This window comes from Kordia sp. (assembly GCF_045105435.1).
Taxonomy (GTDB): Bacteria; Bacteroidota; Bacteroidia; order Flavobacteriales; family Flavobacteriaceae; genus Kordia.
Window position 1 is genome coordinate 1 of the sequence record NZ_JBGCDL010000299.1, and the last position, 9,874, is coordinate 9,874.

Here is a 9,874-nt window from a genome sequence, read left to right on the forward strand (position 1 = left end):
ATTATCAACCACAACTAACAATGTTGGCTGTGCTTTGCTAATTTCAGGAACTACCAGTTCTCTAAACAGCGTGTGCGACATTATTGGCGCATCTTCATTGCCAAACCAATCAGGGTAATTTTTATCAATAAACTTTCCAAACTGTACATTGGCTTCATGTTTTTGAGATTCTAAAATTTCAAACATGCCTGTATCTTCAATATCTTCAAGCTGTAATTCCCAATAAATTAATTTTTGATACAACTCAATCCATCCTTCAATCGAATTCACCATAGACATTTCCATGGCAATCTTTCGAAACTCTTGCTGATAATTAGAAGTCGTTTTCTCAGAAATCAAGCGTGAATGATCTAAATTCTTCTTCAAACTCAATAAAATCTGATTCGGATTCACAGGTTTTATCAAATAATCCGCAATTTTAGAACCAATGGCTTCTTCCATAATATATTCTTCTTCACTCTTGGTAATCATCACCACAGGAAGATTGTTCTTTTTTGCTTTCAATTCGGAAAGTGTCTCAATTCCTGTTAAACCAGGCATATTTTCATCCAACAAAACAATATCAAAATTATCCTCATCAATAAGTTCAATAGCTTCTGTACCACTTGTACAAGTAGTTACGTCGTAATTTTTTTTCTCTAAAAAGAGGATATGTGGCTTTAATAAATCAATTTCATCATCAACCCAAAGAATCTTGAATGCACTCATGTATGTATGTCTTTATTTGTAAATTGTTAGTAAGGTATCTTGTTGAACTCATTTAAACTTTTAGCAAATAATAAAAGCTTAAATGAGTTCATAGTACTTATATTTGTGCTTATTCTAAAAAAAAGTATAAAAAACTACACATTGAATACTAGAAATAAGCTTAAAATCTTAAACGACCCAATTTACGGATTTATTACAATTCCTAATCCGCTCATTTTCGATTTGATTGAACATAAGTATTTTCAGCGCTTACGCAGAATTTCACAAATGGGAATGTCATACTTGGTATATCCTGGTGCGCATCATACACGTTTCCATCATGCGTTGGGTTGTATGCACTTAATGCAAAAAGCAATTCAAGTGCTTTGTTTTAAAGGTGTTGTCATTTCGGAAGATGAAAAACAAGCGCTATTAATTGCCATCTTATTACACGATATTGGTCACGGACCTTTTTCGCATGCCATGGAACACAGTATTGTAAATAGTGTGCATCATGAAGAAATTTCGTTGCTATTGATGGAACAATTAAACGAAGAATTTAACGGAAATTTAACGCTTGCCATCGAAATATTTAAAGGAAACTATCCACGAAAATTCATGTATCAGTTAATTTCTGGTCAAATTGATATGGACAGAGCCGATTATTTAAAGCGCGATAGTTTCTACACAGGAGTTGCCGAAGGAAATATTAATTCTGAACGAATTATTACAATGTTAAGTGTCGTTGATGACGAATTAGTCATTGAAGAAAAAGGAATCTATTCGGTTGAAAAGTTTCTGGTAGCCAGGCGTTTAATGTATTGGCAAGTATATTTACATAAAACGAGCTTAGTTGCGGAACAATTGCTCATTCGTGTCTTAAAAAGAGCAAAAGAATTAACGTTAAAAGGTGCTAATTTACAGGCAAGTGCAGCGTTGTCTTTTTTCATTCAGAATGAAATATCAATAGAAGATTTCAATTATGAAGTATTAGATCGATTTGCTAAATTGGACGATTACGATGTAGTTTCTGCCATGAAAGAATGGATGGAAGAAGATGATTTTGTTTTATCCAACCTTTGTAAAATGATTATCAATCGCGATTTACTTCAGATAAAAATCAAAAAGAAAAAAATTTCAGATAAAAAACTACAAAGTGAGACACAAATTTTAATGAATCAATATAAAATTACCAAAGCAGAAGCGGCGTATTTTGTGTTTTCGGGCGAAATTTCTAATCAAGCATACAACACTAAAAGTCAAAACATAAATATCTTACTAAAAACAGGAAAAGTACAAGATGTTGTCAAGGCTTCTGACCAATTAAACCTAAAAGCACTTTCAAAACTGGTGACAAAATATTATATATGTTACCCAAAAGACAAACTTTAGTACTTTTTTTATACTTTTGCGGGAATGAAGTTTACAGCGACACAAATAGCAGGTATTTTAGAAGGAGATATCGTAGGTGATCCAAACACTGAAGTATCCAAACTTTCTAAAATCGAAGAAGGTACAGAAGGTTCATTAACTTTCTTAGCTAATCCAAAATACACACAGTACATATATAGTACGCGTGCATCCATAACTATCGTAAATAAAGATTTTACGCCAGAAGAAGACGTGTTTACTACGCTTATCAAGGTAGAAGACGCATACAAATCATTCTCCAAACTCTTAGAATATTACAATAAAGTAAAGCTGAATAAAGTCGGTATAGAACAACCAACATTTATATCAGACTCTGCTACGTACGGAGAAGATTTATACTTTGGAGCGTTCTCATACATGGGCGATAATGTAAAAATTGGTGACTACGTAAAAGTATATCCAAATGCATACATTGGTGATAACGTGACTATTGGAGACAATGTAATCATCTTTGCAGGAGCAAAAATCTATTCAGAATCCGTAATTGGAGACAATTGTGTAATTCACAGTGGCGCCATTGTTGGTGCAGATGGTTTTGGCTTTGCACCGAATGAAAAAGGAGAATTCCAAAAAGTACCACAAACAGGAAATGTAATTCTTGAAGCCAATGTAGATATTGGTGCAGGAACTACCATTGATAGAGCTACTTTAGGTTCAACAGTGATCAAAAAAGGAGTAAAACTCGACAATCAAATTCAAATTGCACACAATGTGGAAATTGGAGAAAACACAGTCATTGCTGCACAAACAGGAATTGCAGGTTCTACCAAAATAGGTAAAAACTGCATGATTGGTGGACAAGTTGGAATTGTTGGACATATAACTATTGGCGACAATGTTCGCATACAAGCACAATCAGGAATAGGTAGAAATGTAAAAGATGGAGAAACATTACAAGGTTCGCCAGCATTAAACTATGGAGATTACAACAAATCATATGTATACTTTAAAAACTTGCCAGAACTCGCAAAAACAATCAATCAACTAGAAAAAAAAATAAACAACAATGAGTGAAATTATTGTTAAACAAACGACCATCGCCAAAGAAGTTTCTTTAAAAGGCGTCGGATTACATACAGGAAAAGAAGTTACACTAACTTTTAAACCTGCGCCAGAAAATCATGGTTACACTTTCGTGAGAGTGGATCTTGAAGGAAGTCCAATCATTGAAGCGGATGCAAACTATGTGGTAAACACACAACGTGGAACGGTTTTAGAAAAAAGAGGTGTTAAAATTCAAACCTGCGAGCATGTATTAGCTGCTTTAGTTGGTTTAGAAATTGACAACGTAAGCATTGAGTTAGATGCTTCAGAGCCGCCAATAATGGATGGTTCTGCAAAATTTTTCCTAGAAGCGTTAGAAGAAGCCGGAATTGTTTCGCAAGACAAACCAAGAGAGGAATACATTGTAAAAGATGTAATTTCATATATCGATGACGAAACGGGAAGCGAAATCACCATCATTCCTTCTGATGAATACCAAGTAACTACAATGGTAGACTTTGGCACGAAAGTATTAGGAACACAAAATGCTACCTTAAAACATATCTCTGACTTCAAAAAAGACATTGCAAGCTCAAGAACATTCAGTTTTTTGCATGAATTAGAAATGTTATTAGAACATGGACTTATTAAAGGAGGCGATTTAAACAACGCTATCGTATATGTAGATAAAGAATTATCTCCAGAAACGATGGATAAGCTAAGAGTAGCTTTTGGTAAAGATGACATTGCGGTAAAACCAAATGGAATTCTTGACAATCTTACATTGCATCATCCAAACGAAGCTGCACGTCACAAATTACTAGATGTAATTGGCGATTTAGCTTTGGTAGGAACTCGCATTCGCGGGAAAGTAATTGCCAACAAACCGGGACACTTTGTAAACACACAGTTTGCAAAAAAACTGTCCAAAATCATAAAAATAGAAAAGCGCAACAAAGTACCAACGTATGATTTGCATCAAACGCCTTTAATGGACATCAATCAAATCATGACGATGTTGCCGCACAGACCACCATTTTTACTAATCGATAAAATATTAGAATTATCTAACAGTCATGTGGTTGGTGTAAAAAATGTAACGATGAACGAACCGTTTTTCGTAGGACATTTTCCAGGAGCGCCAGTAATGCCAGGCGTATTACAAGTAGAAGCAATGGCACAAACAGGAGGAATTCTAGTACTTAGTACAGTTCCTGATCCGGAAAACTATTTGACTTTCTTTATGAAAATTGATAAAGTAAAGTTCAAACAAAAAGTAGTTCCGGGAGATACTTTAATATTCAAAGCCGATTTAATAACGCCAATTCGTAGAGGAATTTGCCACATGCAAGCGTACGCGTATGCAAACGGTAGGTTAGTTGCCGAAGCAGAATTAATGGCACAAATTGCACGTAAAAAAGAAGAAGACATCGTAAAAAAATAACACTTCCAAAAAAAAGTGTATTTTGGCACAACTAAATTATACTTAAAAGAAATTTTGAGCTGTAAAAAATAATGAAAGTATACTGACGCAAGTGTCAGCGTATCAAAACTCGATTATCGAGTCAAATCATACAAATAATTAAAAAGTAGTAGATGAATCAACCTTTAGCTTATGTTCATCCAGGAGCCAAAATTGCAAAAAATGTCGTTGTAGAACCTTTTACAACCATTCATAACAATGTAATTATTGGAGAAGGAACTTGGATCGGTTCAAACGTAACCATTATGGAAGGAGCGCGAATTGGGAAAAACTGTAACATCTTTCCAGGTTCAGTAATTTCAGCGCCTCCACAAGATTTAAAATACCAAGGAGAAGATACAATTGCTGAAATAGGTGATAATACTACCATACGAGAATGTGTTACAATTAACAAAGGAACCACCGATCGTATGAAAACAAAAATTGGTAAAAATTGCCTAATCATGGCATATTGCCACATTGCGCACGATTGTATTGTGGGCGATAATTGTATTTTTTCAAACAATAGCACTTTGGCAGGACATATAACTGTAGGCGATCATGTAATCCTAGCAGGAATGACGGCTGTACACCAATTCTGTTCCATCGGAAACCACGCGTTTGTAACGGGCGGTTCGTTGGTACGAAAAGATGTGCCACCGTATGTAAAAGCTGCACGTGAACCATTATCGTATGTAGGAATCAATTCGGTTGGACTTCGTAGAAGAGGCTTTTCAACAGAAAAAATACGCGAGATTCAAAATATCTTTAGAATTCTCTATCAAAAAAATTATAACAATACGCAAGCTGCGGAAATCATAGAAGCTGAAATGGAAGCCACTACGGAACGTGATGAAATATTACAATTCATCAAAAATTCACATAGAGGAATCATGAAAGGGTATATTGCTTCAAACTAAACTAAAATAATTACAATGGCATCAACATCAGACATTAGAAATGGATTGTGCATTCGTTACAATCACGATATATTTAAAGTTATTGAATTTTTACACGTAAAACCAGGTAAAGGACCTGCTTTTGTGCGTACAAAACTAAAAAGTGTTACCACAGGAAAAGTAATTGATAACACATTTTCGGCAGGACACAAAATTGAAGATGTTCGTGTAGAAACACACACATTTCAATACTTATACAGTGATGGAGAAACGTTTCACTTTATGAATACAGTTGATTACAATCAAATAACATTAGAAAAAACGACTTTAGATGCTCCTGATTTATTAAAAGAAGGAGAAAACGTAAAAATTCTAATCAACTCTGAAGACAATTCGCCATTATCAGTTGACATGCCAGCAAGTGTTGTTTTAGAAGTAACACACACGGAACCAGGTGTTAAAGGAAACACAGCTACAAATGCTACAAAACCTGCAACGGTTGAAACTGGCGCAAGAGTAAATGTTCCTTTATTTATTAATGAAGGTGACAAAATCAAAATTGAAACAGCAAAAGGTTCTTACATGGAACGTGTAAAAGGATAAATAAACTAAAAAGCGCAATTATTATTATTGCGCTTTTTTTTGATTTAATTACAATATGAAATTTCCTAAAACATATACGCTCAAAGAAATAGCAGAAATCATCAATACAAAATATGTTGGTGATAATTCCTTTCCCGTGCATGGAATGAACGAAATTCATGTAGTAGAAGCAGGAGATATTGTCTTTGTTGATCATCCAAAATATTATGACAAAGCATTAGAATCGAAAGCAACAATCGTATTAATCAACAAAGAAGTTGAATGTCCGGAAGGGAAAGCATTATTAATTTCTGATGATCCTTTTAGAGATTTCAACACACTTACCAATCATTTTAGACCTTTTGTAAGTGCAGCTGCGGCAATTTCGCCATCTGCAATCATTGGAGCGCGCACGGTAATTCAGCCAAACTGTTTCATTGGAAACAATGTAACAATTGGTGATGATTGTATCATTCATGCAAATGTGGCTATTTATGACAATGCCGTAATTGGAAACAATGTAACCATTCATTCAGGAACGGTTTTAGGAGCAGATGCTTTCTATTATAAAAAACGCCCAGAAGGTTTTGATAAATTACGCTCTGGCGGAAGGGTTATTTTAGAAGACAACGTAGATTTAGGTTCATTATGTACCATTGACAAAGGTGTTACGGGCGATACAACGATTAAAGCAGGAACCAAAATAGACAATCAAGTGCATGTTGGACATGATACTGTCATTGGAAAAAAATGTCTCATTGCATCACAAACGGGAATTGCTGGTTGTGTTGTCATAGAAGATGAAGTAACTATTTGGGGACAAGTAGGAATTACAAGTGGAATCACAATAGGAGCAAAGGCAGTTATTTCGGCACAATCTGGCGTAAGCAAAAGCTTAGAAGGCGGAAAAAGCTACTTTGGAACTCCTGCGGATGATTTTAGAAAAAAATACAAAGAAATTGCGTCAATTCGTCAAATTCCAGAGTTGATAAAGAAAATAGAAAACTTAAATGAATAGGTAGTTTTTGGGTATAAAAAGTATTTATTGAGAAAACTCTAAAAAATGCTTTACAAATACTGTAGAAAAAACTATTTTTGTTCAGCCAAAAAACAAATATCAAATGAGCGTTTTAGTAAACAAAGATTCAAAAATAATTGTTCAAGGATTTACAGGAAGTGAAGGAACATTTCATGCAGGTCAAATGATTGAGTACGGAACTAACGTTGTTGGTGGTGTAACTCCAGGAAAAGGTGGACAAACTCACTTAGACAAACCCGTTTTTAATACAGTTTCAGAAGCTGTAGAAAAAGTAGGAGCCGATACAACAATCATCTTTGTACCGCCAGCATTTGCTGCCGATGCAATTATGGAAGCTGCCAATGCAGGAATTAAAGTGATTATCACTATTACGGAAGGAATTCCAGTAGGAGATATGACAAAAGTTGCCGCATACATTGAAAATAAAGACTGTCGTTTAGTAGGTCCTAACTGTCCAGGTGTGATTACGCCAGGAGAAGCAAAAGTTGGAATCATGCCAGGATTTGTTTTTAAAGAAGGTAAAGTTGGAATCGTTTCTAAATCAGGAACATTAACGTATGAAGCTGCTGATCAAGTAGTAAAACAAGGTTTAGGAATTACAACTGCAATCGGAATTGGTGGAGATCCAATTATTGGAACAACAACAAAAGAAGCGGTTGAGTTATTAATTAACGACCCAGAAACGGAATGTGTAGTGATGATTGGTGAAATTGGTGGACAATTAGAAGCAGATGCAGCTAAATGGTACCAAACAAGCGGAAGCAAAAAGCCAGTTGTTGGTTTTATTGCAGGAGAAACAGCACCTGCAGGACGTACAATGGGACATGCAGGAGCAATTGTTGGTGGAGCTGATGATACAGCAGAAGCTAAAAAAGCAATCATGCGCGAATGTGGAATTCACGTAGTAGATTCTCCAGCAGAAATTGGAAAGAAAGTAGCAGAAGTGATGGCATAAGCATCACTTATTAAAATATGTAAAAGCGCATTATCAGTAATTTGATAATGCGCTTTTTAATTATACGACATATTCAAAAAAATAATTTTCTTGATTAATGAAACTATTTTGGATTATCTGAAATGAATCGTTTTTAACATGAAAACTCACGTCAAAGTATAGATGTTGCATCATATTTTGATCTGAATTTCGTAATTAACATATTGAGTATAAAATTTTGATTTTAAGTATTTTGCAGTCTTTATTTGTGCTTATAATTTATAAATCTGAAGTATCTTTTCTTTTTTGCTTGAAGTTTGATTTGTAGCTTCATCATTGAAAATTAACTCAAAATTTATTAACCATGAAAAAAAGAAATTTAACAAGTTTAGCACTTAACAAGAAGTCTATCTCTAATCTAGGAGCACAAAACTCAGTAGTTGGAGGGTTTAGAACAGAATCTTGTGAGCCATTAGGTATTTGCTGTCCAACACACGATTCAGCATGTCCAACACACGATTGTACAAACGATCCAGGTTGTGGCGGAACAGGTGGCGGAACAGTTACATGTAACCTTGCTTGTAACCAAGAAACAATTTCATGCCCAGGAGCAGGAATTTGCTAATTAAAAACCAATCATGAAAAAAGGTAAAAAGTGAACTTCGGTTCACTTTTTTTATGGATTAGTAATACGTTTGTTTGTTTTTTTAATACCATTTCTTACAGAATATTCAAAAAATAAAATATTCTCAATCGATCAGTTGGCAATGAAACCAAAATATTCAAAAATGTAATATATTGTCATACGCATATCATAAAAAATGCGTTTCTGTAGTATAACTAATCAAAAAAATAGCATGAAAAAAATCAATCAACTGCTGTTAATCGGATGTTTATTTGCGATTTTCAGTTGTAAAAAAACGAATACTGCTGTTGAAACCACGCAACAAAAAGATGCAAATGGTTTTTCGTATGCAGCGGTATCAAACGATCCAACAGGATTGCGATTGTATACTTTAGAAAATGGACTCAAAGTATATTTAAGCAAAAACACAGACGAACCCAAAATACAAACTTACATTGCGGTTCGTGCAGGTTCTAACTACGATCCGAAAGAATCTACAGGATTGGCTCACTATTTAGAACACATGCTCTTTAAAGGAACAGACGAAATAGGAACGCTCAATTGGGAAAAAGAAAAAGTAGAATTGGATAAAATTTCAGCTTTATACGAAGCACACAGAGCTGAAAACGATCCGGAGAAGAAGAAGAAATTATTTAGAGAAATTGACAGTGTTTCGCTAGTTGCTTCAAATTATAGCATTGCGAATGAATATGATAAAATGACAAGTTCATTAGGTACTACAGGCTCTAACGCACATACGTGGTTTGAAGAAACAATTTACAAAGGAAAAATTCCTTCAAATGAATTGGATAAATGGTTAACTTTAGAAAATGAACGTTTTAGTAAATTGGTTTTGCGTTTGTTTCACACAGAATTAGAAGCCGTTTATGAAGAATTCAATATTTCTCAAGACAGCGATTACCGAAAAGGATTCTTTGCCATGATGGAAGGATTATTTCCAAATCATCCCTACGGACAGCAACGTACTATTGGGATTTCCGAACATTTAAAAAATCCTTCGTTGGTTGATATCAATAATTATTTTGATAAATACTATGTGCCAAATAATATGGCGATTGTGTTGGTTGGAGATATTGACTTTGAGGAAACAATTCAAAAAATAAACAACACTTTTGGTAAAATGGAGAAAAAGGAAGTTACGCATCCTACATTGCCAAAAGAAAAACCAATTACAGCGCCAATAGAAACAGAAGTATTTGGGTCAACTGCT

The 9,874-nt window shown here is 34.6% G+C and carries 10 protein-coding genes; 9 read left to right on the plus strand and 1 reads right to left on the minus strand.

Annotated elements, in window-relative coordinates:
- A partial coding sequence (locus tag AB8B65_RS15325) for a response regulator (RefSeq protein WP_405302141.1) occupies positions 1 to 708 on the minus strand: 708 nt, incomplete at its 3' end.
- Positions 709 to 849: 141 nt separating this feature from the next.
- Here AB8B65_RS15325 and AB8B65_RS15330 point away from each other — a divergent pair.
- The 9 genes from AB8B65_RS15330 to AB8B65_RS15370 all read left to right on the plus strand — a co-directional run.
- Positions 850 to 2,079, plus strand: coding sequence for an HD domain-containing protein (locus AB8B65_RS15330; protein ID WP_405302142.1), 1,230 nt, complete (start codon positions 850 to 852; stop codon positions 2,077 to 2,079).
- A 24-nt stretch (positions 2,080 to 2,103) separates the two neighbouring features.
- Positions 2,104 to 3,132 (plus strand): UDP-3-O-(3-hydroxymyristoyl)glucosamine N-acyltransferase, encoded by a 1,029-nt coding sequence (gene lpxD, locus AB8B65_RS15335; protein WP_405302143.1) that lies wholly within the window; start codon positions 2,104 to 2,106, stop codon positions 3,130 to 3,132.
- Positions 3,125 to 4,546: a bifunctional UDP-3-O-[3-hydroxymyristoyl] N-acetylglucosamine deacetylase/3-hydroxyacyl-ACP dehydratase gene (locus tag AB8B65_RS15340; RefSeq protein WP_405302145.1), complete on the plus strand. Its 1,422-nt coding sequence runs from the start codon at positions 3,125 to 3,127 to the stop codon at positions 4,544 to 4,546. Before lpxD ends, AB8B65_RS15340 begins: the two co-directional genes overlap by 8 nt.
- A gap of 152 nt (positions 4,547 to 4,698) precedes the next feature.
- Entirely contained in the window at positions 4,699 to 5,484 is a 786-nt protein-coding gene (gene lpxA, locus AB8B65_RS15345) for an acyl-ACP--UDP-N-acetylglucosamine O-acyltransferase (protein WP_405302146.1), read from the plus strand.
- 15 nt (positions 5,485 to 5,499) lie between these two features.
- Entirely contained in the window at positions 5,500 to 6,066 is a 567-nt protein-coding gene (gene efp, locus AB8B65_RS15350; protein ID WP_405302148.1) for an elongation factor P, read from the plus strand.
- Between the two features lie 55 nt (positions 6,067 to 6,121).
- Entirely contained in the window at positions 6,122 to 7,063 is a 942-nt protein-coding gene (locus tag AB8B65_RS15355; protein ID WP_405302149.1) for a UDP-3-O-(3-hydroxymyristoyl)glucosamine N-acyltransferase, read from the plus strand.
- A gap of 103 nt (positions 7,064 to 7,166) precedes the next feature.
- A complete protein-coding gene (gene sucD, locus AB8B65_RS15360; protein ID WP_405302150.1) occupies positions 7,167 to 8,039 on the plus strand; it encodes a succinate--CoA ligase subunit alpha in 873 nt (290 codons plus the stop codon).
- 343 nt (positions 8,040 to 8,382) lie between these two features.
- Complete coding sequence (locus AB8B65_RS15365) at positions 8,383 to 8,643, plus strand: hypothetical protein (RefSeq protein ID WP_405302151.1); 261 nt, start codon at positions 8,383 to 8,385, stop codon at positions 8,641 to 8,643.
- A gap of 232 nt (positions 8,644 to 8,875) precedes the next feature.
- Positions 8,876 to 9,874, plus strand: a 999-nt coding sequence (locus AB8B65_RS15370; protein ID WP_405302152.1) for a M16 family metallopeptidase, incomplete at its 3' end; no start/stop codon positions are given.

Bases quoted from the DNA above. Each gene is read 5' to 3' on its own strand.
- lpxD (WP_405302143.1), top strand. From the start codon at position 2,104: ATGAAGTTTACAGCGACACAAATAGCAGGTATTTTAGAAGGAGATATC.
- AB8B65_RS15355 (WP_405302149.1), top strand. From the start codon at position 6,122: ATGAAATTTCCTAAAACATATACGCTCAAAGAAATAGCAGAAATCATC.
- sucD (WP_405302150.1), top strand. From the start codon at position 7,167: ATGAGCGTTTTAGTAAACAAAGATTCAAAAATAATTGTTCAAGGATTT.
- efp (WP_405302148.1), top strand. From the start codon at position 5,500: ATGGCATCAACATCAGACATTAGAAATGGATTGTGCATTCGTTACAAT.
- lpxA (WP_405302146.1), top strand. From the start codon at position 4,699: ATGAATCAACCTTTAGCTTATGTTCATCCAGGAGCCAAAATTGCAAAA.
- AB8B65_RS15365 (WP_405302151.1), top strand. From the start codon at position 8,383: ATGAAAAAAAGAAATTTAACAAGTTTAGCACTTAACAAGAAGTCTATC.
- AB8B65_RS15340 (WP_405302145.1), top strand. From the start codon at position 3,125: ATGAGTGAAATTATTGTTAAACAAACGACCATCGCCAAAGAAGTTTCT.